Source organism: Rhodococcus sp. PvR044 (assembly GCF_040548995.1).
Taxonomy (GTDB): domain Bacteria; phylum Actinomycetota; class Actinomycetes; order Mycobacteriales; family Mycobacteriaceae; genus Rhodococcus_G; species Rhodococcus_G oryzae.
The window spans coordinates 309,369-332,771 of record NZ_JBEPSX010000007.1; the positions used below are offsets into that span (position 1 = coordinate 309,369).

Annotated in this window: 23 protein-coding genes; 7 read left to right on the forward strand and 16 right to left on the reverse strand. The window is 69.1% G+C overall.

Features of this window, described 5'->3' with window-relative positions:
• The first annotated feature begins 15 nt into the window (after positions 1-15).
• Positions 16-429 (forward strand): PPOX class F420-dependent oxidoreductase, encoded by a 414-nt coding sequence (locus ABIC28_RS18200; RefSeq protein ID WP_097209957.1) that lies wholly within the window; start codon positions 16-18, stop codon positions 427-429.
• Between the two features lie 128 nt (positions 430-557).
• Positions 558-1,022 (forward strand): hypothetical protein, encoded by a 465-nt coding sequence (locus ABIC28_RS18205; RefSeq protein ID WP_097209744.1) that lies wholly within the window; start codon positions 558-560, stop codon positions 1,020-1,022.
• Between the two features lie 6 nt (positions 1,023-1,028).
• Here ABIC28_RS18205 and ABIC28_RS18210 read toward each other — a convergent pair whose 3' ends face one another.
• Together ABIC28_RS18210 and ABIC28_RS18215 are read right to left on the reverse strand one after the other, a co-directional pair.
• Positions 1,029-1,985 (reverse strand): R2-like ligand-binding oxidase, encoded by a 957-nt coding sequence (locus ABIC28_RS18210; RefSeq protein WP_097209958.1) that lies wholly within the window; start codon positions 1,983-1,985, stop codon positions 1,029-1,031.
• A 108-nt stretch (positions 1,986-2,093) separates the two neighbouring features.
• The gene (locus ABIC28_RS18215; RefSeq protein WP_097209745.1) at positions 2,094-3,149 is read right to left on the reverse strand and encodes a coiled-coil domain-containing protein; all 1,056 of its coding nucleotides are present in this window, start codon (positions 3,147-3,149) and stop codon (positions 2,094-2,096) included.
• 395 nt (positions 3,150-3,544) lie between these two features.
• Here ABIC28_RS18215 and ABIC28_RS18220 point away from each other — a divergent pair, with 395 nt between their 5' ends.
• A complete protein-coding gene (locus tag ABIC28_RS18220; RefSeq protein WP_257016953.1) occupies positions 3,545-4,690 on the forward strand; it encodes a site-specific integrase in 1,146 nt (381 codons plus the stop codon).
• A 9-nt stretch (positions 4,691-4,699) separates the two neighbouring features.
• Here ABIC28_RS18220 and ABIC28_RS18225 read toward each other — a convergent pair whose 3' ends face one another.
• Positions 4,700-5,875, reverse strand: a complete 1,176-nt coding sequence (locus ABIC28_RS18225) for a M24 family metallopeptidase (RefSeq protein WP_097209746.1) — start codon at positions 5,873-5,875, stop codon at positions 4,700-4,702.
• Positions 5,876-5,912: 37 nt separating this feature from the next.
• On the opposite strand from ABIC28_RS18225, the gene ABIC28_RS18230 reads away from it, so the two are divergent.
• The 3 genes from ABIC28_RS18230 to ABIC28_RS18240 all read left to right on the forward strand — a co-directional run bounded on the left by ABIC28_RS18230 (position 5,913) and on the right by ABIC28_RS18240 (position 8,046).
• On the forward strand, positions 5,913-6,875 hold the full coding sequence (locus ABIC28_RS18230; protein ID WP_097209747.1) for a 5'-3' exonuclease: 963 nt from the start codon (positions 5,913-5,915) through the stop codon (positions 6,873-6,875).
• A gap of 220 nt (positions 6,876-7,095) precedes the next feature.
• Complete coding sequence (locus ABIC28_RS18235) at positions 7,096-7,572, forward strand: hypothetical protein (protein WP_257016955.1); 477 nt, start codon at positions 7,096-7,098, stop codon at positions 7,570-7,572.
• A 99-nt stretch (positions 7,573-7,671) separates the two neighbouring features.
• A complete protein-coding gene (locus ABIC28_RS18240) occupies positions 7,672-8,046 on the forward strand; it encodes a transposase (RefSeq protein ID WP_218840941.1) in 375 nt (124 codons plus the stop codon).
• Positions 8,047-8,058: 12 nt separating this feature from the next.
• On the opposite strand, the gene ABIC28_RS18245 is transcribed toward ABIC28_RS18240, so the two are convergent.
• From ABIC28_RS18245 to pafA, 10 genes are all read right to left on the reverse strand, one after another.
• A complete protein-coding gene (locus tag ABIC28_RS18245) occupies positions 8,059-8,742 on the reverse strand; it encodes a TetR/AcrR family transcriptional regulator (RefSeq protein WP_097209748.1) in 684 nt (227 codons plus the stop codon).
• A 136-nt stretch (positions 8,743-8,878) separates the two neighbouring features.
• Positions 8,879-9,964, reverse strand: coding sequence for a TIGR03857 family LLM class F420-dependent oxidoreductase (locus ABIC28_RS18250; protein ID WP_097209749.1), 1,086 nt, complete (start codon positions 9,962-9,964; stop codon positions 8,879-8,881).
• Positions 9,961-11,070, reverse strand: a complete 1,110-nt coding sequence (locus ABIC28_RS18255; protein ID WP_097209750.1) for a phosphotransferase family protein — start codon at positions 11,068-11,070, stop codon at positions 9,961-9,963. The genes ABIC28_RS18250 and ABIC28_RS18255 overlap by 4 nt, the downstream gene beginning before the upstream one ends.
• Positions 11,071-11,302: 232 nt before the next feature.
• Positions 11,303-12,319 carry a DUF4333 domain-containing protein gene (locus ABIC28_RS18260; RefSeq protein ID WP_097209751.1) on the reverse strand — a complete coding sequence of 339 codons (1,017 nt, stop codon included), beginning with the start codon at positions 12,317-12,319 and terminating at the stop codon, positions 11,303-11,305.
• A 117-nt stretch (positions 12,320-12,436) separates the two neighbouring features.
• Positions 12,437-15,136 carry a DEAD/DEAH box helicase gene (locus tag ABIC28_RS18265; protein WP_097209752.1) on the reverse strand — a complete coding sequence of 900 codons (2,700 nt, stop codon included), beginning with the start codon at positions 15,134-15,136 and terminating at the stop codon, positions 12,437-12,439.
• A 112-nt stretch (positions 15,137-15,248) separates the two neighbouring features.
• Positions 15,249-16,190 (reverse strand): twin-arginine translocase subunit TatC, encoded by a 942-nt coding sequence (gene tatC / locus ABIC28_RS18270; RefSeq protein ID WP_097209753.1) that lies wholly within the window; start codon positions 16,188-16,190, stop codon positions 15,249-15,251.
• A 71-nt stretch (positions 16,191-16,261) separates the two neighbouring features.
• A complete protein-coding gene (gene tatA, locus ABIC28_RS18275) occupies positions 16,262-16,528 on the reverse strand; it encodes a Sec-independent protein translocase subunit TatA (protein ID WP_097209754.1) in 267 nt (88 codons plus the stop codon).
• 71 nt (positions 16,529-16,599) lie between these two features.
• On the reverse strand, positions 16,600-17,574 hold the full coding sequence (locus ABIC28_RS18280) for a helix-turn-helix transcriptional regulator (protein WP_097209755.1): 975 nt from the start codon (positions 17,572-17,574) through the stop codon (positions 16,600-16,602).
• Positions 17,571-18,578, reverse strand: a complete 1,008-nt coding sequence (locus tag ABIC28_RS18285) for a helix-turn-helix transcriptional regulator (RefSeq protein ID WP_179800404.1) — start codon at positions 18,576-18,578, stop codon at positions 17,571-17,573. The genes ABIC28_RS18280 and ABIC28_RS18285 overlap by 4 nt, the downstream gene beginning before the upstream one ends.
• Positions 18,579-18,618: 40 nt before the next feature.
• A complete protein-coding gene (gene pafA, locus ABIC28_RS18290; protein ID WP_181320850.1) occupies positions 18,619-19,977 on the reverse strand; it encodes a Pup--protein ligase in 1,359 nt (452 codons plus the stop codon).
• Positions 19,978-20,064: 87 nt separating this feature from the next.
• On the opposite strand from pafA, the gene ABIC28_RS18295 reads away from it, so the two are divergent.
• Positions 20,065-21,483 carry a bifunctional phosphatase PAP2/diacylglycerol kinase family protein gene (locus ABIC28_RS18295; RefSeq protein WP_097209757.1) on the forward strand — a complete coding sequence of 473 codons (1,419 nt, stop codon included), beginning with the start codon at positions 20,065-20,067 and terminating at the stop codon, positions 21,481-21,483.
• A gap of 17 nt (positions 21,484-21,500) precedes the next feature.
• Here the strand turns inward: ABIC28_RS18295 and prcA are convergent, their stop codons facing one another.
• Genes prcA through ABIC28_RS18310 form a run of 3 tightly spaced genes read right to left on the reverse strand, consistent with a single transcriptional unit; the run spans position 21,501 to position 23,379 of the window.
• Entirely contained in the window at positions 21,501-22,313 is an 813-nt protein-coding gene (gene prcA / locus ABIC28_RS18300; RefSeq protein ID WP_097209758.1) for a proteasome subunit alpha, read from the reverse strand.
• Positions 22,310-23,188 carry a proteasome subunit beta gene (prcB, locus tag ABIC28_RS18305; protein ID WP_097209759.1) on the reverse strand — a complete coding sequence of 293 codons (879 nt, stop codon included), beginning with the start codon at positions 23,186-23,188 and terminating at the stop codon, positions 22,310-22,312. The genes prcA and prcB overlap by 4 nt, the downstream gene beginning before the upstream one ends.
• Complete coding sequence (locus ABIC28_RS18310; RefSeq protein WP_077041654.1) at positions 23,185-23,379, reverse strand: ubiquitin-like protein Pup; 195 nt, start codon at positions 23,377-23,379, stop codon at positions 23,185-23,187. Before ABIC28_RS18310 ends, prcB begins: the two co-directional genes overlap by 4 nt.
• Between the last annotated feature and the right edge of the window lie 24 nt (positions 23,380-23,403).

Consider the following 23,403-nt stretch of genomic DNA (forward strand, 5'->3'; position numbering starts at 1 on the left):
GACTACGGTCGGCACATGGCCCGCACCCCCTTCAACCCAGCAGATCTGTCCGCCGAGGCGCTCGCCTTCCTCACCGATCGGCACCTGGCCACCCTCTCGACGCTGCGCCTGGACGGCACCCCGCATGTGGTGGCGGTCGGGTTCACCTGGGATCCGGAGAGCGGGCTCGCCAGGGTGATCACGAACGGCGGCTCGCAGAAGGCGATCAACGCCGAACGCCGCGGGTACGCCGCCGTCACCCAGATCGAGGGCCCGCGGTGGCTGACCCTGGAGGGGCCCGCGACCGTGCGGTCCGACCCCGAGGCGGTCGCGGACGCGGTCTCCCGTTACGCCGCCCGGTACCGCCAGCCGAGGGAGAACCCGACCCGGGTCGTCGTGGAGATCGCGGTGCAGCGGGTCATGGGCCTGGGCACACTGCTCGGCCGCTGAGCATCGCTGCTCGACGCGTCCCGCCGGGGGCGGCTAATGTGATCCAGGTCATACATTGCTCGTCGGGGACCGGCCGTGTGCCCCGCCGCGACCGGTCCGGCAATGACATTCGGACCCAGGGAGCAGCAATGCGCGCTCTACGCACGACTCGAATGATCCTCACGCTGGCTGCCCCCGCGGCCGCCGCAGCCCTCATCGGCGGACTGGTGGCCGGGCCGGCCACCGCCCTGCCACCCCACCCGTTCGGTCTGCCCGTGCTGACCATCGGCTGTCCCAATCAGGGCAGCCTGATGTCGCTCACCGCGGCGACCGGGCAGTCGGGGCCAGAACCGGGGATCGCGCCCGGCGAGATCAGGTTCCAGTCCTTCCCTGCCGCCCCGCCGATCCCCGCGGCCGGACAGGTCACCGTCGCGTGGGTGAACACGACCACCGGCCAGAGCGGAATCGTGAACCTCGAGGGCGCGTACCCGTACCTGTCCAAGACGGTCTACACCGGGCACGGCGAGGTGATCGCGACCGCGTTCGGATCGATCAACCTGGGCAGCGCCCCGATCTGTTCGAACAGTCCGTCGACCGGGACCTTCATCGTCTAGCCGAGCTCATTCGCTGGCCTCGACGAACACGGCCGCGTCCTCCCTGCCGAACTGGTCCTCGAGAGCCTCCGGCGAGTAGTCGACATCGATCTCCTCGAGCGGGCGGCCGCGGGCAGACTCGATGGCGACCAGCCTGCGCTGCGCCCGGTCGGCCGCATAGTCGATGAACTCCTGCTCGTCGAGCCCGAACGGCTGGACCTCGAACTGCTTGTTGACCCAGTCGATCATGCCGAGGGCGAGCGGCATCAGCTCGGTCATCCGCTGCTGAACCACGTCCCAGTTCGAGTCGTCGGCGGCGACGTGACGCCGACAGGTGAAGGTGCCCCACGCCATGTGCCTGCGCTCGTCGACGCCGATCCGGCGGATCAGCTCCTGCATCCCGGGCAGGATCCCCTCCTTGGTGCACACCTTCTGCCAGGCGAAATAGCCCGTCAAGGCGAGGCTGCCTTCGATCACGTGGTTGTAGGTGACGCTGGCGCGCACCTGGTTGGCCGGACTCGGGTCGGTCTCGAGCACGCCGAGAGCGCCGGGGAGTTCCTCGTAGAAGAGGGTGCGGTAGTAGGGGTTCTCCGCGACGAAGGGATGCAGATCGCCGGTGAGGCCGACCGCGTCCATCCACAGCCGAAAGACGGCGGTGTGCTTGGCCTCCTCGAAGCAGAACTGCGTCAGGTACATCTCGTCGCCGAGCCGCCCCTCCGCGGACATCGCCTTCATGAACGGCTGGATGTCCTCGGTGACGGCCTCCTCACCCGCGATGAACTGGGTGCACAGGTAGGTCGCGCTGCGCTGCTGTTCGCTGTTGAGCTCACGCCAGTCCTGGGCGTCGCGCCGGAAGTCGATGTTCGCCGGATCCCAGAACAGTGAGTTCCCCTTGGCGAACAGTCTCAGCGGGAAGGAATCCCAGTTCAGTCCGCCCGCGCGGATCGATCCGAAACCCTGTCTTGTCGGTGAGGAAACAGTCATGACGGCGCTCCTGTGGTCGCGGTGCGTGTCGCGAATACCCATTCACCATGGTTCCATGCGGCCGGGGCCTGTCAAGGAATCGCCGGGGTCGGGCAGTCCTCGATAACGTCACGTGGTCGCGGTCTCTGCCGGCTCACCTTCGAGAGTGCGGGGCCGTAGCTCCTCCAACTTCTCCCGCAGTGCGGCCTCGGCGGTACGCGCCTCGCCGGTGTCGAGGCGGGCCCGCTCGAGGTCGTCCCTGAGAGTGTCGGCGCGTTCACGGGCGGACGAGGCCGCCGACCGTTCGTGGTCGACGGACTTCTCGAGCCGCGCGATCGTTGCCGCGGCAGTGTTCGCAGCGAGCTCGCCCGCGGCGCGCATGTCGGCGATCCGTTGCTCCGCCGAGGCGACGACCTGCTCGAGGCGTTGTTCGGCCGCCACGCCTGCCTGCTCGGCACGTTGCTCCGATACGGCCGCGGACTGTTCGGCGGCCGCGGCCCTTCGTTCGGCCGCCTCCGCCTGGGACTGCGCCTCGCGGAACCTACCGCGCAGATCGTCGAGGTCGGACTCCGCGGCAGACAGGCGGGTGTCGCGATCCGCCTCGACGGCCGCCACCCGCTCGGTCGCGGCTCGCAGCGCCCCGGCATGCGTCTGCTCCAGATTCCGGAGCTCGGCCTGGTGGTCCGTGGACAGTCGTTCGAGTTCGAGCCGGTGATTCTCTACCGCGGAGGAGAGCTCGGCATCGACCGCGTCGACGGTGGCCTCTGCGTTCACCCGATCCTCCACCGCGGCCTCGTGCCGTGTCCGCAGCTCGGCCAGGTCCGTCTCGTACTTCGCCTTCGTCTGGGCGAGTTCGACAGTGGCGCGGTGCAGTGCAACGTCGAGCGCGTCGGGGTCGCTGAGCTTGTCCACGGCGGCGGTGATCTGCCGGGCGAACACATTGAACTGCTCGATCGAATTGGCGGTGACGGTTCGGAGGTCCTCGAGTGTCCGTTCGAGGACCCCGACCACCTCGCTCGGCGTCGCGTTCGCGAGCGCGTCGAGTTCGCCCTGCTGCTCGCGGGCCTTCCGGCGCGAGCGGAAGGCCCTGACGCGGTCTGCGTCGCTGGCGTACTGCCGGGGCCGGCCTGGGCGCACCTTCGGTTCCTCGGCGGTTTCCGCGTCCTTCTCGTCCTCGGTGTTCACGTGCACTCCCCTGTTCGTTGCCGATCCGTCTTATAGTTACGTAACGTATCAGGTTACGTAACAAGGCATGTAATGAAATGATGAATCTTGATCGTCATAATCCCCACTTATCGTGAGTTACTAGCTGAGAGGATTTCGGGTCGGAATTGTGCGCCGAACCGTCGGCGAAACGGATTCGGAAAAGTGGGCTGCCGACGATGGGACGGGACGAGCGAGGACTTGCGGCGGAGTGCCGCAGTGGCAACGAAGATGCCCCGCGAGTGTCGGCGTCCGGAGCGCATTCCGGGCGCCGACACCCCGGTTTCGTTACGTCATGTGACGGTTGGCCGAGATGCACGCCCTGGATGGTCCTGCCGGCCGCGAACTGTCGGTTCGGCCACGTATCGTCCTGAGTCGTGTCGGCCGAACTCGAATCCCTCACCGCTGGCGACTCGTCGGCCGGAGCACTCGCGGTCCCGGTCGACGCCGCCGCGGCCATGCATCGCCTGCGCGTCGAATCCGTCTCCCCAAACACACGCGCCGCGCAACTGAGTGACTGGACCAGCTTCATCCGCTGGTGCAAGCGCGTCGGCCGGGATCCGCTGCCCGCCTCTCCCGACCTGGTGGGCTGGTTCCTGACCGAGAAGTCCTCGGAGGTACGGCCGGACGGCCGACCCGCCTACGCGTCGTCGACAATGACGCGCTGGGTCGCCTCGATCAACAAGGTCCATTCGCTCGCCGGCCATCCCAAGCCGGGGCAGTCCCCCACCGTGCGCGAGATCCTGCGAGGTATCGCCCGTACCCGGGCCACGCCGCCGGTTCGGCGCGAGCCGCTGCTCACCGCCGACATCCGCAGCATCGTCGAGTCCATGCGTGCCCAGTCCGCACACGGCTCGTGGGCCGACCGGGCTGCCGAGCGGCGGGACACTGCGCTGCTGCTACTCGGATTGACCGGCGCGATGCGGCGATCGGAGCTGTCGGGGCTCGCGGTCGGCGACGTCGTCCCGCACAGGGCGGACGGACTGTACGTGACGATCCGCCGGTCGAAGACCGATCAAGCCGCGGCGGGACGTACGGTCACACTGCCCTACGGCTCTGCCGAGATCACCTGCCCTGTATGCGCCTACTGGCGGTGGCGAGAAGTGCTGGACGCGTGGGACCGGGACGGCAAACCCGCGGTCAGTGCGTTGCTCGCCGAGCCAGACCCCGAACCCCTCACGCATCGTTGCCGCGGCGCACTCGGGCGCCGTGAGTCCGAGGTCCGGCCGTTGTTCCGGCCCGTGCACCGTACCGGTGGCGTGGGCACCAAAGCCCTGTCCGGGCAGGCGATCGCGTCGATGATCAAGCGCCGCGCCGTCGGGGCCGGGTACGCCGAGGAGTTCGTTGCCCTGCTCGGCGGGCACAGCCTCCGGGCCGGATTCGTGACCCAGGCGGTCCGCAACGACGCGAGCGCCGAACAGATCATGACCCAGAGCGGACACACCGACCAGCGGATGATCGCGATCTACTCCCGCCAGCACGCGGGCCTGCACGGCAACGCCGTCACCGCGCTCGGCCTCTGACGTGCGCCGTCAGCCCCCGAGCACCGTCAGTCCGTGCGGACGGGAGTTCATCGGCTCGCAGCCGTCCGCCGTGACCACCACGATGTCCTCGATCCGCGCGCCCCAGGCGCCGCGGAAGTAGATGCCCGGTTCGATGCTGAAGGCCATGCCCTCGGCGAGCTCGATGCGATTGCCCGCCACGATGTACGGCTCCTCGTGGACCGACAGGCCGATGCCATGGCCGGTGCGGTGCACGAACGCGTCCGCGAGGCCCTCCGCGGCCAGCACGTCGCGGGCAGCGGCGTCCACGGACTCTGCCGTGACGCCGGGGCGAACCGCGTCCACGGCGGCCCGCTGCGCCCGCTCCAGCACCGCGAACTGGGCGGCCACCTCGGCACTGGGCTCACCGAGGCAGTAGGTGCGGGTCGAATCGGAGTTGTAGCCGGGCGCGACCGGGCCGCCGATGTCGACGACGACCACGTCCCCCGCCTGGATCGTCCGATCCGAGACCTCGTGGTGGGGGTCCGCCCCGTGTGGACCGGACCCGACGATGATGAACTCCGCCGCGGTGTGGCCCTCCTCGATGATCGCGGCGTCGATGTCCGCGGCCACCTCTGCCTCGGTGCGACCGGGACGCAGCCACTCCGCCATCCGGGCATGCACCCGGTCGATGGCCGCACCCGCGCGCCGCAGCGCATCGATCTCGGCCGGGTCCTTGATCATCCGGAGCTCGCGGAGCACGTCCGTGGCCAGAACCGGCGGTGCGCCGAAGGCCGAGGTCAGCGGGATGACGTGCAGCGCGGGCATCGCGTCGGCGACCGCCGTCCGTGCCGGCGAGGGCAACCCCGACGCGACCAAGGCGTACGGGTCGACACCGTCCACCCAGTCCCGCACCGTCAGACCCAGTTCCGCGGTCGCCGAATCGCCGAGCGCCGCCAACTCCAGCCGCGGAACCACCACGGAGGCAGTGGATCCGTCGGCGGGGATGACGAGGCAGGTGAGCCGCTCGAAGGAATCCGCCCGCGAACCGAGCAGGTACCGCAGATCAGGGCCAGGGGTGATGAGCAGGGCGTCGAGCCCCGCCGCCGCGGTGAGTTCGGCGGCCCGGCGCAGGCGTTCCGCGTAGATCGCGGTCGGGAAGCGCGCGGGCGCCTGCGTTTCTGGACTGTCGGATGAGGTGCTCGCGGAACCGCCGTGGGAACTCATGCCACTCAGGTTAGTTCGGTTTGGCAGGATGAGGGCCATGACTGGCCCCCTGCTCCTGCTCGATGGCGCGAGCCTGTGGTTCCGCGCGTACTACGCACTCCCCGAATCGTTCACCTCCCGCGACGGGCGACCGGTCAACGCGGTCCGCGGATTCACCGACATGGTCGCCTCACTGATCACCAGGCATCAGCCCGAGCGGCTGGCGGTGTGCCTGGATCTGGACTGGCGCCCGCAGTTCCGGGTCGACGCGGTGCCCTCGTACAAGACCCATCGCGTCGCGGTCGAGACCGAGGTGGGTCCCGACGTCGAGGAGGTGCCGGACACGCTGACGCCGCAGGTCGACATGATCCTCGACGTGCTGGCCGCGGCCGGTATCGCCACCGCCGGTGCCGAGGGCTTCGAGGCGGACGACGTGCTGGGCACCCTTGCCGCCCGCGAACGCGCCGACACGGTCGTCGTGGTGAGCGGCGATCGGGACCTGCTGCAGGTCGTCGCCGACGAGCCGGTGCCGGTGCGGGTGCTGTACGTCGGGCGCGGACTGTCGAAGGCCGAACTCTTCGGTCCGCTCGAGGTGGCCGAGAAGTACGGTGTGCCCGCGGATCGACCGGGCATCGGCTACGCGGAGTTGGCCCTCCTGCGCGGCGACCCCTCCGACGGGTTGCCGGGCGTCAAGGGAGTGGGCGAGAAGACCGCCTCCTCGCTGCTGCTCGAATACGGGTCGGTCGAGGCGCTTCGCGCGGCGGTCGACGATCCGAAGTCCGGTCTGGCCAAGGGGATCCGGGCCAAGCTCACCGCGGCCTCGGACTATCTCGATGCCGCGCTGCCGGTGGTGCGGGTGGCCACCGATGCGGCGGTCGAGATGTCGCGGCCGGACCCGTTGCCTGCCGCTCCCGTGGATGCGGAGCGGCTCGCGGCGCTCGCTGACGAACTGGCGATCGGGGCGTCGATCGGCCGCCTGACGAAGGCGATGGCCGCCCCACGGAACGGGTATGGCGGCTAGGGCGCGTCTGACAAAGGTTGAGCGTTCTGGTTGGAACTCTGGTCCCGTGTCGCGTTTTCAGTTGCTCTCGGATGCCCAGTGGTCGTTGATCGACGGGATGCTCATGCTCCCGAAACCGACGGGACGCCCGGGCAGGAAGGGAATGGCCGGCGACGTACAGTCGCGGTGAGGGCGAAGCGCCAGGCCGAGATTCCGGCACCGCTGTGAGGGAGGGGTCAGGATGTTCGGCAGGATGCTCGGCAGGATGTTCGGTTCGAAGATGTTCGGTTCGGAGAAGAAGCTCAACGATCTGATGGAACAGCTCAGGCCCGACCTGAGTCGGGAATCGCTCGGCGTCGGGCCCGACTTCCCGGGCGTCGCCCCGAACCCGCTCATGAGCAGTGATGCAATGAAGCGCAATGCGGAACTGCGTACGGGGGCGCTTGCGCTCGGCGTTCTCGTCGACTGGCGGGAGGTCAACAGCAATCCACGCGTGGTCCTGATGTTCGATGTGGAGACCGCCGACGGCATCTCGTTCCGCGGTATCGCAGACGAGAGCCTCACGATCACCGAGCTCACCCGACTCGCCCCACGACAGACGTTGCCCGTGCGCTACCGGCCGGCCGTCATGGACCACTACGTCGCCCTTGCCCGGAACGCGGACCCCGCCCATGTGCAGCAGCTCTCTGACGAGATCGCGAGCCGCAAGCGGACCTGACCCGAAGCCATCGGCCGGGTGCGGCTAGGGCGGGTCTGGCACAGGTTGAGCGTTCTGGCTGGAACTCTGGTCCCGTGTCGCGTTTTCAGTTGCTCTCGGATGCCCAGGGTCGTTGATCGAGGGGATGCTCCCGAAACCGACGGGACGCCCGGGCCGGAAGTTCTCGGATGCGCGGTCGATGGTCGAGGGCGCGCGATCCGACAGCACCTGCGCGAGCGCGGCATCAAGGCCGTCATCCCCGAGCCCAAAGACCAGCAGGGGCATCGCAAACGCCGCGGCTCACGCGGCGGCACACCGGTCGGGCTCGACGTCCACGATTACAAGAACCGCAATGTGATCGAACGCCGGTTCTGCCAAACGAAGCAATGGCGCGGCCTCGCCACCCGATACGACAAACACGCGATCGTCTACCGAGCTGCCGTCCTCATCCACGCCGCAATCGCATGGATCCACGCTTTGTCAGACACGCCCTAGGTCGGTGGTGGCTCAGATCAGGAAGGCCACGAGCGCTTCGGCAAGCGTCCGACGGGCGACATCGAGGTCCGAGGTGAAGCCGAGTTGGCGCTCGTTGCTCAGGCCCCGCACGGCCGCGGGTAGCAGGCACCGCACCTGGTCCAGCTTGACCGGGTCCAGGTCGAGACCGTCCATCAGGTAGTCGAAGCCCTGGATCCAGTCGTGCTCGCGGGCGGCGAATGCCGCTGCCGTCCTCGGGTATTCGGCGACGATGTCCGAGCGTCGCGGCGGCAGCCACGTCCGCAACGCGGTGAGCGCCCGTCCCTCGGGCGTGTCGAGGTAGATCCATACGGAGTCGATGGCGCCCTCGACCCGCTCGCGCAGCGAACCGCTCAGGGCGGGCCATGGACCCGGGATCTCGGCCCAACTGCGGGCATGGATCTCGGTGATCACCGCGACCCACAGCCCGTCGAGGTCGCCGAACTGGTGCTGCACCGTGCCCCAGGTCACGCCCGCTTCCTTGGCGACGCGGTTCGCCGAGACCGGCTCGCTGCCCTCCTCGGCCAGGCAGCGGATGGCCACCTCGAGCAGCCGTGCCCTGGTCTCGAGGCCGCGCTTGTTCAGCCGCGTGCCGGCGGCCGATGTCGTGACCGGGGTCGGGACGGCCACCAGCCACTGTTCCAGGGCCCGGGCTGCCTGCGGGGACTCACTCGTCATGACCCACAGGTCCGGGGCACCCGAGCCGCGCCAACAGGAGTCGACGTTGTTGACATCTCCGTCCGTCCTACGTGTCGGGTGTGCGCAGGACCGGGGCGACGCCCCCCGGTCTTGCGCACAGTTTACCGGCGGTCGCTCACGCGAATCTTCCCGGATTCGCGGCGACGGCGCGGCGCAGCGTCGGTCGATCGGCGCGGTAGGCCGCCACGACCGGCGCGAGCTCCTGCGGGGTCGCGCCGTGCATGATGACCGAGTGCACGCCCAGGTCGTACTGCCGGGCGATGGTCTTCGCGCAGGCCTCGGGCGAACCCGAGGCTGCCGAATCCAGCCATTCGTCGGGCATCATCGCGGCGAGCTGCTCCAGTGTCTCGACCGATGCGCTGGCGTCGATGGGCCCTACGGCGGCCGCGTTCATGTAGAGCCCGGTCTGGCGAATCCGCTCCCACACGGCAGGGTCCCAGCCGTTGGCGCGGATCAGCACATCCGGATAGGCCTGCAGGTAGGTCACGAGCCGCCCGGCCCTTCGGCGCAGGCGGTCCTCCTCCGGCAGGTTGTCGCCGACTGTCGCCAGGCAGGCCCAGATGCGGACGCTGTCGGGGTCCTTGCCCGCGCGCTCGGCGCCGCGACGCACGGCCTCGACGGACGCGACCGTCGCCTCGTCGGAGAAGAACGTGTGGAGCACCACGAAGTCACCGATCTCACCGGCGAGCTCCATCGTCTTGGGGCCGACCGCCACGAAGCCGATGGGTGGCGCGTCCGCCAGCCCGTTCGCATGGCGCAACATCGGCCACTTCCCGGCCGGGCCATCGTGGTTCAGGATCGTCTCCCCGTCCCACAGGCGCCGCAGGATGTCGGTGTAATCACGCAGCCGGGCCTCGGTCAGCACGGGAAGACCGACGGCCTTCCAATAGGCGCCCATGCCTCGGCCGAACGCCAGGGAGAAGCGCCCCTCGGTCAGCGCGTGCATGGTCGACCCCACGGTGGCCGTGACGGTTGGGTGCCTGGTGTGAGGGTTGGTCGACGGGCCGATGCCCAGGGTGCTCGTGCAGCCCGCCAACGCACCGGACAGGACCCCTGCGTCCTTCACGGTGAACCGCTCTCCGACGTGACAGGAGCCCAGCCCGAGCTCCTCCGCCGCGCGGGCCTCCGAGAAGACCACCCGGGCGTCCGCCGGGTGCCGGGTGACCGCGTAGTAGCCGAGTTCGTTCAGTTGCTCGCTCACGGGGCCACCTCGTCCAGACCGTCCAGGAGGCTCTCGAACAGTGATCGGTGATGCATCAGCGACTCGACGTCCTCGGGGCGCTCGATCTCCCCGAAGTGGATGGATCGCGCGCCGGTACGCATGAACAGGACGCCCCAGTTGACCGCGCTGTGGACGTGATACCAGAGCAGGTCGCCGATCGGGGCGCCGGTCAGTTCGGCGTACTCGGCCACGACGTCCTCCTCGCGCATGAAGTCCGGCATGCCAGGGAGGCCGAAGGTAGTAGTCATCGACTCGAAGACCCGGTGGGCGAAGATCAGCCAGGACAGGTCCAGCTCGCGCGGGCCGATGCTCGCCATCTCCCAGTCGAGGACTCCGACCGGCTCGAAGTCGACATACATCACGTTGCCGAGGCGGGCGTCGCCCCAGACAAGCACGGACTCGGTGGTCTCCGGCAGGGTGGACTCGAGCCACGCCAGGGCGCGCTCGATCAGCGGTGAGCGCTCGAGGTCACGGACCGCGAACTCGTACCAGGCGCGGGTGCGGGCGAGATTGCGCTGCAACGCGGTGGCGCCTGCCTGCTTCGGGTCGAGGAAGGCAAACGCCTCGTCCGCCGCCGGGATCGCGTGCAATCCCGCGAGCGCCTTGACGGTGCTGTCCTGCAGGCGCCGCTGGTCCGCAGGCGATGCGTCGAAAAGCCAGTTGCCGCCGAAGTTGTACGGCATCACGTCGGGTGGGACGACTCCGGTGAGACGGTCCATGAGGAAGAACGGCATCCCCAGCACCTCACCCGACGGCTCCATGAAACCCACGCGGGGTACCGGGACGTCACTCAGCTCGCCGACGATCCGCATCGTGTCGAACTGGTGCTGCAATGCGTAGGTCTCGAGGACCGGGAAGTCCTCGGCGGACGGCACGACGCGGGCCACATACTCGGCGGTGCGGTGCTCGCCGTCCTCCCACCATGCCGCGTCGAAAACGAGGGTCTCGGAGGACATCCCGTTGGCGTCGATCCCGGAATGAAGGGTGACGGTGGGCTCCGCTCCCTCGGGGAGCTTGGTGGCGAGCCACCTGGCCAGGGCGCCAGGAACCACGGCCATGTCGCGGCTTGTGCGCTGCAACTTCATGTCGGGTGGTTGAGCATTCGTCACATTTCCTCCAGGTGTCACGCGCGACCACGACGGCGCCGGCCGCCGGCCTTGGAAAGCCATTGTCAATGAACCTTCTCAAAGAATTGGCGACGCTGCACCCGAATCCGTCAACACGCGAGACACCGTGGCGGAAAACGAATCCGACCGTCCACCCGACGCCCTGGTCGGGCGGACGGGTGGACGGTCGGATCGGACGGCCCGGGAAGACCTACTTGCTGGTCGGCCTGCTGACCTCGTAGGTGCCGGAGTCGTCGGTGAAGGTCACGGTCACCTGCTGCGGCTCGCCGTCGACGGTCAGCTCGCAGGTGAAACTCTCATCCTTCTCGACCTTCTGGTCGGCGGGGCAGGTCACGTTGTCGACGTCCTTGATGCCGTAGGAGCCCGTGAGCACCTGCTCGACGCCCCGCTCGGCCGCCGCCCGGTCCAACGTGTCACCGCCGACGAACGCCATCCCGGCGATCACGGCGATGGCGCCGAGCACCACCACGGCGCCGACGCCGAGGGCGATCCACAGCGGAGCCTTCGACGAACCGCCTCCCGGCTGCCCGGCGACCGGTGCGCCCCACTGCGGCTGGCCGGGCTGGTATCCACCCTGCTGATACTGACCGGGCTGGCCGGGGTACTGCTGCTGCTGCGCGTTGTACGCCTGGAACTGCGGCTGGGCGCCGGTCTGTGGCTGTCCGGGCTGCTGTGCGCCCCAGGCCTGCTGGCTCCACTGCTGCTGGTCGGTCGCGGGCTGCGCCGGGTATTGCTGCTGACCCGGGTATGGCTGCGGCTGGTATTGCGGCTGACCGGGATACGGCTGCTGCGGCGCGGAGTAAGCGGGGTACTGCGGCTGGGCGCCGGTCTGTGGCTGTCCGGGCTGCTGTGCGCCCCAGGCCTGCTGGCTCCACTGCTGCGGGTCGGTCGCGGGCTGCGCCGGGTATTGCGGCTGACCCGGGTACTGCCGCGGCTGGTACTGCTGTCCCGGATACGGCTGCTGCGCAGACGGATACGCCTGCGTGGGTTCCGCACCGGACTGTTGCGGCCACTGGAACTGCTGCGTCTGGTCGCTGCCGTGCTGTGGCGTGTGCTCGCCCCCCGGCTGTGACGGCTCGCCTACTGCCTCCAGCGGGTTGGCTTCGGGCGCCTCGGTTTCGGCGGGTGACTGCTCACCGGCACCGGGCTGGTCCTCGCTTGACGCCCCGCGCTCGTCTGGCTGGCTGGGTCCGACCGGGCCACTCATCGTTGCCTCCCCTGAAGGTTGTGTTGAGGTACACCGTAGTCCCCCTCGGCTCGACACCCCGAGGTCAAACGGCGTGGCGGTCGCAGAAGCCGTCGAACGCGATCACGTTCGACTCGCTCAGGCAGCGTCGATCGCAACCACGCCCCGCCGGATGGCGTGCACCGCCTTGGTCGCGGCGGCGCGCACCTCCCGGTCCGGCGAGGTCGACTGCACCTGGTCGAGGAGATCGATCACCTGCCTGCACCACCGGACGAAATCGCCTGCGGAGAGGGCCTGCCCGCGATCGCCCGCGGCGAGCAGCGCGTCCACCAACGGCTCCCCTCTTGCCCACTTGTAGATCGCCGAGACGAATCCGAAGTCCGGTTCCCTGGTGAGCGGCAGCTTGTGCCGAACCTCGTCCGCGCGAATCTCGCTCCACACCTGCAACGTCCGGGTGAGCGCGTGCCGTGACGGTCCGGTCGGTCCGCGGTCACCGGTGTCGCCGTCCTGCCGCGACTCGTAGACCATCGTCGACACCACCCCCGCCAGCTCGGCCGGTCCGAGTCCCTTCCACAGGCCGCCCCGCAGGCATTCCGCGACGAGCAGGTCGCTCTCGGAGTAGATCCGGCTCAGCCGCTGCCCGTTCTCGGTGATCCCGTGTCCCTCCTGCTCGATGTACTCGCGTTCGGCCAGCAGTGCGACGATGCGGTCGAAGGTCCGGGCCAACGAGTTCGTCGTCGCCGCGACCTTCTGCCGCAGCGTCTCCGTCTCGCGGGCCAGCGAGTTGTACCGCTCGCCGATCCGGCTCAGCTGCTCTCGATCCGGCGCGCTGTGACACGGGTGCGAACGCAGCGCCCGCCGGAGCGTCGCCAGCTCGCGGTCGCTGGCCGCCGGCGACTTCCGCTTGCTGTACCGGCCCGGCGGCACGATCCCGGTGCTGCGCAATGCCGAGGCGAGATCCCGTCTGCTGCGCGCGGTTCGGTGGTCGACGTGGCGGGGCAACCGCATGCTGCCCAGCGACTTTGCGGGTGCCGGGAAGTCGGCCGCGGAGATCCGCCCAGCCCACTTGTCCTCGGTGAGCACCAGCGGACGAGGGTCGTTCGGATCGGTATCGGTCTCGAGCACCACGGCCAGCCCGGACCGCCGTCCCACCGGGATCGCGATGACGTCGCCGCGCCGGAGGGCCGTCAGGGAGCTCACCGCGTCCTGCCTGCGATCCGTGCGGCCCTGCTTCTCCAGCTGCCGTTCGCGTGCGCGCACTCGCTCCCGCAGCTGGGCGTACTCGAAGAACTCGCCGTCGGCGCCGCCGAGCTGATCGCTGAGCTCCGCGAGGGTGACCCTGTTGCGTTCGATCGTGCGGACGATCCCGACCACCGACCGATCCGCCTGGAACTGTGCGAAGGACCGCTCCAGCAGCGAGCGTGACTCGGCCGCCCCCATCCGGTCGATGAGGTTGATCGACATGTTGTACGCAGGCCGGAACGAACTCCGCAGCGGGAACGTGCGGGTGGAGGCCAGTCCCGCCACCTCGGTGGTCTCGATCCCGGGCTGCCAGAGCACGACGGCATGGCCCTCGATGTCGATGCCGCGCCTGCCCGCCCTGCCGGTGAGTTGGGTGTACTCGCCGGGGGTGAGCTCGGCATGGGTCTCGCCGTTGTACTTGACCAGACGTTCGAGTACGACCGTCCTGGCGGGCATGTTGATGCCAAGCGCAAGCGTCTCCGTCGCGAACACGGCCCGGACCAACCCGTTGACGAACAGCTCCTCGACGGTGTGGCGGAACGCTGGCAGCATCCCGGCATGGTGTGCCGCGATGCCCCGTTCGAGGGCCTCCCGCCATTCCCAGTAGCCGAGCACCTCGAGGTCGGCGCGCGGCAACTCCCCGGTGTGCTTGTCGATGATCGTGGTGATCGCCTCGACCTGCTCCTCGGTGGTCAGCCTCAGCCGCGACCGCAGGCACTGGGCGACCGCCGCGTCGCAGCCCGCCCTGCTGAAGATGAAGGTGATCGCGGGCAGCAGGCCCTCCTCGTCGAGACGGGCGATCACCTCGGGACGGGCCAGCGGCCGGAAGTTGCCGTTCGAGCCGCTCCGGTCCCCGCGCCCGCGTCCGCGCGGCTGCCACGAGTCGGCCCGGTCCAGCGCCTGGCGTTGCTTGAGGTGCCGCACCAGCTCGCGGTCGACGATCAGCTTGGCGCCGCTGTCCGCCTTCTGCGCGTCGGTGTCGAACAGGTCGAAGAGCCGCCGTCCCACCATGATGTGCTGCCACAGCGGCACCGGCCGGACCTCGTCGACGATGATCTCGGTGTCCCCGCGCACGGTCTCCATCCAGGCGCCGAACTCCTCGGCGTTGCTGACGGTCGCGGAGAGGCTCACGAGACGGACCTCCTCGGGCAGGTGCAGGATGACCTCCTCCCACACGGCGCCGCGGAACCGGTCGGCCAGGTAGTGCACCTCGTCCATCACCACGTGCGAGAGCCCGCGCAGCACCGGTGAGTTCGCGTACAGCATGTTGCGCAGCACCTCGGTGGTCATCACGACCACCGGCGCCTCGGGGTTGATGCTCAGGTCGCCGGTGAGCAGGCCGACAGAGGACTTGCCGTACCGGTCGACCAGGTCGGCGTACTTCTGGTTGCTGAGCGCCTTGATGGGGGTGGTGTAGAAGCACTTTCGGCCCGAGGTGAGGGCGAGGTGCACGGCGAACTCGCCGATCACCGTCTTGCCCGCGCCCGTCGGAGCGCACACCAGCACCCCGTGCCCCGCCTCCAGCGCCCGGCAGGCTTCCTTCTGGAAGGGATCGAGCGGAAAGCTCAGCTGCGCCGCGAAGGTCTCGAGTTCCACACAGCCAGGTTAGCCAACGACACGGCCGGTACCGCCAACGACGAACGGGCTGCCATCGAACCGGCCGGCGAACGGAGGTCGTGAGGGCAGCCCGTGCATCGGGTCCGGTGTATCAGAGGGTATCGGAGAGGTCCTTGAGCGGTGTCGCACCGGAGATCGTCGACGCGTCGTCGAGCGGCGTCGCCCCGGAGATGCTCGAGGCCTCGTCGTCGTCGAGAGCGCCCCAGCCCTCCTCCTGCTTGCGGGCCTTGCGCTTGTCGTTCACTCGCGCGATCTGGATGGAGAACTCGACGAGGACGGTCAACGCGGCCGCCAGCGCGAGCATCGAGAACGGGTCCTGGCCGGGGGTCGCGATGGCGGCGAACAAGAACAGGCCCATGATGATGCCGCGGCGCCAGGCCTTGAGCCTGTCGTAGCTGAGCACTCCGACGGCGTTGAGCGCCACGATCAGCAGCGGGATCTCGAAGCTGACACCGAAGATGATGATCAGATTGATCACGAAGCCGAAGTACTCGGAACCGCTGAGCGCGGTCACCTGGACGTCGCCACCGATGGTGAGCAGGAAGTGCAGCGCCTTCGAGACCACCACGTAGGCGAGGACCGCGCCCGAGACGAACAGCGCCGCGCCGCCCGCGACGAACCCGATCGCGTACCGGCGTTCCTTCGCGTACAGCCCTGGGGTGATGAATGCCCAGAGCTGGTACAGCCAGACCGGGCAGGCGAGCACGATGCCCGCCGTGAACGCCACCTTGAACCGGAGCATGAACTGTTCGAACGGTCCGGTCGCCAGCAGTCGGCAGGCGCCGTCGCTGGTGAGTTCGGCGCGGTTCGCCTGCGGCAACGAGCAGTAGGGCCCAAGCATCAGGTCACCGAGGCTCTGGATGCCGAAGATCTCGTGCGAGTACCAGTAGAAGCCGAACGCGGTGGTGATCAGCACCGCGAGAATCGACAGGAGCAACCTGGTCCGCAGCTCGTACAGGTGATCGGTCAGCGACATGCTGCCGTCTGGATTGACCCTGCGTTTGCTCCGCCGCGGGTCGAATGGGATGCGCACAGTTGGCCCTGGTTCTGGTCAGCAGTCGGCCCGGGGCGCGAGACGCAGCCCCGGGACCGTCGGAATCGGGACTAGGAAGTCCGGGGCTCGGTGTGAGTGACCGCGGACTGCGTCGGATCGGCGACCGGTGCCGCGGGGGGCAGCTCGGCGGGCGGGGCGGCGGGTGCAGGCGCGGCGGCGGTGGTGGCACCGTCGTTCTGCATCTCCTTGACCTCGCTCTTGAAGATCCGCAGCGAACGACCCAGGCCGCGCGCGGCGTCGGGAAGCTTCTTCGAACCGAACAGGATGACGACGACAAGCGCCACAATGGCCCAGTGCCAGGGGCTCATGGCTCCCATTTTTACCTCCAGGTATCAGATGATTCGATGCTACCGGACCAGAGCGGCCAGGCCCCCGCGGAGAGTGCGGGTCAGTCAGCGGTCGAGGCCTCACCATAGGCGGCAAGGGCGGCCTCTGCACGGTTTCGCACGGACGCTGCCAGATCGTCGGGGCCGAGCACACGCACCCCGGGACCGAACCCCACCATCAGCCGGGTCATCCAGTCCTGCGAGCCGTATCGCATCGACGCCTCGATCGAGCCGTCCGGGGCCACGATGACGTCTGTCATCGGGTAGTAGTCCATGACCCAGGCGTGCTCCGGCGCGATCAGCAGCCGGGCCTGCGGCAGCGTCGGGTCGTCGTGGAACAGGTCCATCGAATGGCCGTCCTCGAGTGCCGCCTCGGGCGCGGCGGCGGGCTCGTCGAGCTCGGTTGCCGCGTCGATCCGGTCGAACCGGAACAGCCGGACGCCGCCGGCCTGCCGGCACCACGCCTGTAGATAGCTCTGGTTGTCGACGAGGACGATGCGCACCGGGTCCACGACCCGTTGCGACACCGCGTCCCGCGACGCGGAGAAGTAGGTCAGCTCCAAGGCCATGCCCCGGCGCACCGCGGAGCGCACGGTTGCGGCGACCGGGTCCTCCGCCCGCTCGCGCTGGTCCGCCACGCCGGTGACGGATCCGCCGGCGGCGACCCCCGCCGCCGATTCGATCTTGGCGATCGCACCCTGCACGGCCGAGGGGTCCGCGGTGCCCGGCATCTCCACGAGCGAGCGCAGGGCCACCAGGAGTGCGGTCGCCTCCGTCGAGGTCAGCCGCAGCGGCCGGTCGATGCCTGCCGAGAAGGTCACCTCGATGCTCTCCTCGGAGAACGAGAGGTCGATGAGGTCGCCGGGTCCGTACCCGGGCAGCCCACACATCCACAGCTGGTTCAGGTCGTCCATCAGCTGGGCTGTGCTGACTCCCAGTTCCGCGGCGGCCTCCGCGGCGCTCATCCCCGGATTGGCGATGAAGTACGGGACCATGTTCAGCAGCCGGGCGAGCCGGGACGAGAGCTTCTGGCTCATCGGCCTGCCCGCCCGTCGCCACCGGACGTCGACAGCGCCGATCGGAGCTTGTCCAGGACGTCCTCCTTCAGTTCCGCGGGCTCGAACACCAGCGCGTCCTCCCCATAGCCTGCGATCAGCCTTGCCACCCAGTCCCAGGACCGCACCGGGACCTCGAGCATCGTGCCCGGTCGTCCCCGGACGGTCCGCTCCGAGCCCGCGCGGCCGAGCCGCCGCAGTTCCTGAGCGCGACCGTCCGCGACCCACACGGTGGCGATGCCGGTGACCCCGCCCGATCCGACGATCCGGTCTACGATCTGGCGCAGGTCGACGCCATCGGGTTTGTGCACCGAGTTCACCGGCCCGAACGCGGTGACGTCGTCGCCGATCCGGGACAGCCGGAACGTGCGGGTGGCGTCCCGGTCGGTGTCGTGCCCGACGAGGTACCAGCGGCCGGCGTGGGTCACCACACCCCACGGCTGCACGGTCCGGGTGCGCAGCGGCTCGTTGCGGGCCGATCGGTGCTCGAAGCGCACGCTCTGTCCGGCGTCGACCGCGGCCAGCAGCTTCTCGAGCGCGGGCTCGGACCCCCTCGACCGGGCGGGCAGGGCGGTGATGATCGCCGACGCCGAATCCTGGTCGACCACCACACCGGCCGCGCGCAGCTTCAGCAGCGCGCCCTGGGCGGCGGAGCTCAGTTCCGGCGACTCCCACAGCTGCACGGCGATCGCGACGGCGGCGGCCTCCTCGCTGCTCAGATCGATGTCCGGCAACTCGTACGCGTCCCGGTTGATCCGGTAGCCCTCAACGGTGCCGAAGCGGGAGGCCTGGCCGGTCTCGAGCGGAACCCCGAGATCGCGCAGTTCGTTCTTGTCCCGCTCGAACATCCGACTGAAGGCCTCGTAGCTGGCCGATTCGTCGTAGCCCGCCACGCTGTGCCGGATCTTCTCGGCGGTCAGGAACTGCCGGGTTGAGAGCAGACAGATGACCAGGTTCATCAACCGCTCGACTTTGGTGATCGCCACGGCTCAGCAGCCTAGTGCCAGAACGGTGACCGCCCGGCACTCACATCGAAGCGATGAGGCGTTCGACGCGCTCATCGACCGACCGGAACGGGTCCTTGCACAGCACCGTCCGCTGCGCCTGGTCGTTGAGCTTGAGGTGCACCCAGTCCACGGTGAAGTCCCGGCCGGCATCCTGGGCGGCTGAGATGAACTCGCCGCGCAGCTTGGCCCTGGTCGTCTGCGGCGGTGTGTTGACCGCCTCGTCGATCTGCTCGTCCTCGGTGACACGCTTGGCCAGCCCCTTGCGCTGGAGCAGGTCGAAGACGCCGCGGCCGCGCTTGATGTCGTGGTACGCCAGGTCGAGCTGGGCGATCTTCGGATCGGACAGTTCGAGGTTGTGCTTGTCCTGGTAGCGCTGGAACAGCTTGCGCTTGATCACCCAGTCGATCTCGGTGTCGACCTTCGCGAAGTCCTGGGAATCGACGGCGTCGAGGGTGCGGCCCCACAGCTCGACCACCTGGTCGACCTGCGGATCGTGTGCCCTGGTCTTGAGATGCTCCACCGCGCGGGCGTGGTACTCGCGCTGGATGTCGAGCGCGCTGGCCTGGCGGCCCCCGGCCAGCCGGACGGGGCGCTTACCGGTCATGTCGTGGCTGACCTCGCGGATCGCCCGGATCGGATTGTCGAGCGCGAAGTCGCGGAACGAGACCCCGGCCTCGATCATCTCCAGCACCAGCGCCGCCGTGCCCACCTTGAGCATGGTGGTGGTCTCCGACATGTTCGAGTCGCCGACGATCACGTGCAGGCGCCGGTACTTCTCCGCGTCCGCGTGCGGTTCGTCGCGGGTGTTGATGATCGGCCGGGAGCGGGTGGTGGCCGACGAGACACCCTCCCAGATGTGTTCCGCCCGCTGCGAGAGGCAGAACGTCGCCGCCTTGGGCGTCTGCAGAACCTTGCCCGCGCCGCAGATCAGCTGACGGGTGACCAGGAACGGCAGCAGCACGTCGGAGATCCGCGAGAACTCGCCGGCCCGCACCACGAGGAAGTTCTCGTGGCAGCCGTACGAGTTGCCCGCCGAATCGGTGTTGTTCTTGAACAGATAGATGTCCCCGCCGATGCCCTCCTCGGCGAGCCGCTCCTCCGCGTCGATCAGCAGATCCTCGAGCACCCGCTCGCCCGCCCGGTCGTGGGTGACCAGCTGGGCCAGGCTGTCGCACTCTGCGGTGGCGTACTCGGGGTGCGATCCCACGTCGAGATAGAGGCGGGCGCCGTTGCGAAGGAAGACGTTGGAGCTGCGGCCCCAGGACACCACGCGACGGAACAGGTAGCGGGCCACCTCGTCGGGGCTCAGCCTCCTGTGGCCGTGAAAGGTGCACGTAACACCGAACTCGGTCTCAATGCCCATGATTCGTCGCTCCACACTCTGACAGTACAGCGCCGGGAGCCCCCTGGACCGGCTCACCGCATACATACCTCCGCGGCGTTTCGCGCCGTCTACTCTGAACGGATGACCACGTCGGAGCGGGTCCTGCCCATGGCGCCGCTCGCGTCTGACCGCGGCCTCAGGGCGCTCAGCCGAGCTGCCGATCACGGCGTGCTGTGGTTCGGGATCAGCGCCGCATTGTTCGCGATCGGCGGCAGGCCCAGGCGTGCGGCGGTGCGCGGTCTGCTCTCGCTCGGCGGTGCGAGCGCGCTCACGAACGCCGTGCTCAAACCGATACTCCCCCGCAGACGCCCGCCCGTGGGGTGGGTGGCCGAGCACCGGCAGGCGCGGCGGGTCCCGACCTCCTCGTCGTTCCCGTCCGGCCACTCGGCGTCCGCCGCCGCCTACGTGACCGGCGTTGCCCTCGAATCGCCCGCCACTGCCGCGCTGCTCGCCCCGGTGGCCGCCGCGGTCGCCTACTCACGGGTCCACATCGGCGTGCACTGGCCGTCCGATGTGGTCGTGGGTGCCGCCGTCGGCGGGGGCATCGCCCTCTCGACCCGTCGCTGGTGGGCCGTGCGGACCGAGGAACCGGCCACGCTTGGGCCGACGGTGGCGGCGCCCGAGATGCCGAACGGTGCCGGCTTGCTCGTCCTCGTCAACCCCGGATCGGGGACGGCCGACGACGATCCGGCCGCCGAGCTGTCCGAGCTACTGCCGGAGGCGACGCTCGTCGAGGCGGATCCGGACACCGATCTCGAAACCCAGCTCGACGACGCGATCGCGAGGGTGCGGCCGCGGGCGCTCGGCGTGTGCGGCGGCGACGGCACCGTTGTGGCCGCGGCGGCTGCCGCGATCCGGAACGATCTCGTGTTTGCGGTGTTCCCCGGTGGCACCCTCAACCACTTCGCAAGGGACACCGGGGTCGAGGACATCGAGGCCACCAGGGAGGCCGTTGCGGAGGGTCGGGCGACACGGCTGGATGTCGCGGAGGTCAGTGCGGACGGGCAGGACCCGATGATGTTCGTCAACACCGCGAGCCTCGGTGGCTACCCGGACGCGGTCCGGCTGCGTGAACGCTGGGAGCACCGGGTGGGCAAGTGGCCCGCGGCCGCCGCCGCGATGGTCCGGGTCCTCGCGCAGGCGCAGCCCCTCGAGGTGTCCATGGACGGCCGACGGATCGCGGTGTGGATGCTCTTCGTCGGTAACGGTCGCTACTCGCCGTCCGATCAGGTCCCGATGTCGCGGCCGGAGCTGCACAACGGCCTACTCGACGTCCGTTCCCTGCGGGCCGACCGGCCCTGGTCGCGGACCCGCCTGTTGTGGGCCGCCGCGACCGGCACCCTCGGCGGCTCGGCCGAGTACGAGCGCACCATGGTCGCCGACCTGGACGTGCGGGTACACGGTGAGGCCATCTCGCTCGCCACCGACGGCGAGGTGGTCGGGAAGGGAAACCGCTTCCGGTTCACCAGTAGGCCGCTGGCGTTACGGCTCTACCGGTGACGTACCGGTAGAGCCGGTCAGGCCTTGTCGGTCCCGTTCTCGCCGGACCCGGTGCCCTCGCCGCTCTCGGGGGTGGCCTCGGGTTCCTTCGCCGAGTCCGATCCACCGACCATGTTGGCGGGCAGGAATCCGGCCAGCGCCGCGCCGGTGATCCGCTTGAAAGCCCGCCGCGGTCGGGTCTGATCGAGGACCGCGACCTCCAGAGCCTCGACCCCGATGGCGCGGGGTTCGGCCTCGCCGTTCCCCGGCAGCGCCGTTCCGACTCGCAGCGCGTTCACCGCGACCTCGACCGCGGGCCCCAGCTCGAGGTCCGGCTGGTAGGACGCCTTGAGGGCGGTGCTGATCGGTTCGGTCGCGCCGCCCATCACCACGAACTGCTGCTCGTCGACGATCGATCCGTCATAGGTGATGCGGTAGAGCTGCGCGTGCTTCGGCTGCTCGACGCGGCCCACCTCGGCGACGCAGATCTCCACCTCGTACGGCTTCGGCTGCTCGGTGAAGATGGTGCCGAGTGTCTGTGCGTAGGCATTCGCCAGCGAGCGGCCGGTGACGTCGCGGCGGTCGTACGAGTAGCCGCGCATGTCGGCGTGCACGATGCCCGCCCGTCGCAGGTTCTCGAACTCGTTGTACTTGCCAACGGCGGCGAACCCGAGCCGGTCGTACAGCTCGCTCACCTTGTGCAGCGCGGTCGACGGGTTCTCCGCGACGAACAGCACGCCCTGCGCGTAGGTCAGCACGATGACGCTGCGGCCCCTGGCGATTCCCTTGCGAGCCAGCTCCGAGCGATCCCGCATGATCTGCTCGGCGGAGGCGTAATACGGCAATGTCATGCGTTCTCCCCCGCTTCCTCGGTGCGCTCGGTGATGACCGCCTTGGCGAGCGCGGACGTCCGCTCCTGGGGAACCGTGACGGCGCCCGCCGAGGTGATCACCACGGCGGTCGGGTAGATGCCCCTGCTGACGTCGGGGCCGCCGGTGGCCGAGTCGTCGTCCGCGGCGTCGTAGAGGGATTCGATGGCGGCCCGCAGCGCGTGCTCCTCGTCCGCCCTCGGATCGAACAGCTTCTTGAGGGCGGACTTCGCGAACAGCGATCCGGAACCGACCGCGTGGTACCCGGCCCGCTCCTCGTAGCGTCCGCCGACCACGTCGTAGGACACGATCCGGCCGGCCTTCTCGGGCGTGGCCGAGTCCAGGTCGAAGCCGATGAGCAGCGGCACCACCGCGAGTCCCTGCATCGCCGCGGGGAGATTGCCGCGCACCATCGACGAGAGCCGGTTGGCCTTACCGTCGAATGTCAGCGGAACGCCCTCGATCTTCTCGTAGTGCTCGAGTTCGACGGCGAACAACCGCACCAACTCGATCGCCACGCCCGCGGTGCCCGCGATCCCGGCAGCCGAGTAGTCGTCGGTGACATACACCTTCTCCACGTCCCGGCTGGCGATCAGGTTGCCCATGGTCGCCCGGCGATCACCGGCGATCAGTACGCCACCGGCAAAGGTCAACGCGACGATCGTGGTGCCGTGCGGAGCGATGTCCGCAGCATCCATCGAGCCACCCCTTCCGGCGCGCTGACGACCGAGGTCGATCCGGTTCTCCGGCAACAGTTCCGGCGCATGCTTGCGGAGGTGATCGGAGAACGAGGACAGCTGTGAACCGAAGTGCAGTCGCTCGCCCCCCGCCACGGACCGCTGATGATCCGCCGTCACTGGCCGCCCTTTTGCACGTACGCGCGCACGAAGTCCTCGGCGTTCTCCTCGAGAACGTCGTCGATCTCGTCGAGGAGGTCGTCGGTGTCCTCGGCGAGCTTCTCCCGACGTTCCTGTCCCGCGGCACCGTCGCCGATCGGGGCATCGTCGTCGTCGCCACCGCCACTGCGCTTGGTCTGCTCCTGCGCCATAGCCGCCGACCTCCTCTTAGCTCT

Coding starts and splice junctions, on each gene's coding strand:
- ABIC28_RS18235 (WP_257016955.1), top strand. CDS start 7,096: ATGTTCGGCAGGATGCTCGGCAGGATGTTCGGTTCGAAGATGTTCGGT.
- ABIC28_RS18240 (WP_218840941.1), top strand. CDS start 7,672: ATGCCCAGGGTCGTTGATCGAGGGGATGCTCCCGAAACCGACGGGACG.
- ABIC28_RS18210 (WP_097209958.1), bottom strand. CDS start 1,985: ATGACTGTTTCCTCACCGACAAGACAGGGTTTCGGATCGATCCGCGCG.
- ABIC28_RS18260 (WP_097209751.1), bottom strand. CDS start 12,319: ATGAGTGGCCCGGTCGGACCCAGCCAGCCAGACGAGCGCGGGGCGTCA.
- ABIC28_RS18245 (WP_097209748.1), bottom strand. CDS start 8,742: ATGACGAGTGAGTCCCCGCAGGCAGCCCGGGCCCTGGAACAGTGGCTG.
- ABIC28_RS18230 (WP_097209747.1), top strand. CDS start 5,913: ATGACTGGCCCCCTGCTCCTGCTCGATGGCGCGAGCCTGTGGTTCCGC.
- ABIC28_RS18255 (WP_097209750.1), bottom strand. CDS start 11,070: ATGAAGTTGCAGCGCACAAGCCGCGACATGGCCGTGGTTCCTGGCGCC.
- ABIC28_RS18310 (WP_077041654.1), bottom strand. CDS start 23,379: ATGGCGCAGGAGCAGACCAAGCGCAGTGGCGGTGGCGACGACGACGAT.
- ABIC28_RS18280 (WP_097209755.1), bottom strand. CDS start 17,574: ATGAGCCAGAAGCTCTCGTCCCGGCTCGCCCGGCTGCTGAACATGGTC.
- ABIC28_RS18225 (WP_097209746.1), bottom strand. CDS start 5,875: ATGAGTTCCCACGGCGGTTCCGCGAGCACCTCATCCGACAGTCCAGAA.
- ABIC28_RS18295 (WP_097209757.1), top strand. CDS start 20,065: ATGACCACGTCGGAGCGGGTCCTGCCCATGGCGCCGCTCGCGTCTGAC.
- tatA (WP_097209754.1), bottom strand. CDS start 16,528: ATGGGAGCCATGAGCCCCTGGCACTGGGCCATTGTGGCGCTTGTCGTC.
- ABIC28_RS18200 (WP_097209957.1), top strand. CDS start 16: ATGGCCCGCACCCCCTTCAACCCAGCAGATCTGTCCGCCGAGGCGCTC.
- ABIC28_RS18205 (WP_097209744.1), top strand. CDS start 558: ATGCGCGCTCTACGCACGACTCGAATGATCCTCACGCTGGCTGCCCCC.
- prcA (WP_097209758.1), bottom strand. CDS start 22,313: ATGACATTGCCGTATTACGCCTCCGCCGAGCAGATCATGCGGGATCGC.